Here is a 264-nt window from a genome sequence, read left to right as displayed (position 1 = left end):
GATTGCTCCGAACATCCTTCCTTAACCTTCCAGCACCGGGCAGGTATCAGGCTCTATACGTCATCTTTCGATTTTGCAGGGCCCTGTGTTTTTGTTAAACAGTTGGTTGTACCATTTTACTGAGGCCACATCACTGTGGCACGCCTTATCCCGAAGTTACAGCGTCAATTTGCCTAGTTCCTTTACCACGGATCACTCGAGCGCCTGAGAATACTCATCTCGACTACCTGTGTCGGTTTACGGTACGGGCTGCTATAAACGAAC

General features: G+C 48.9%; 1 rRNA gene. It reads right to left on the bottom strand.

The window, feature by feature from the left end:
* Window positions 1–264, bottom strand: a 23S ribosomal RNA gene (locus ACLHR0_RS31695); the annotation flags it as partial.

Source organism: Chitinophaga sp. ARDCPP14 (assembly GCF_051362515.1).
GTDB lineage: Bacteria > Bacteroidota > Bacteroidia > Chitinophagales > Chitinophagaceae > Chitinophaga.
The sequence above is the reverse complement of the archived record's forward strand: the minus strand, read 5'-3'. Positions and strand labels throughout refer to the sequence as shown.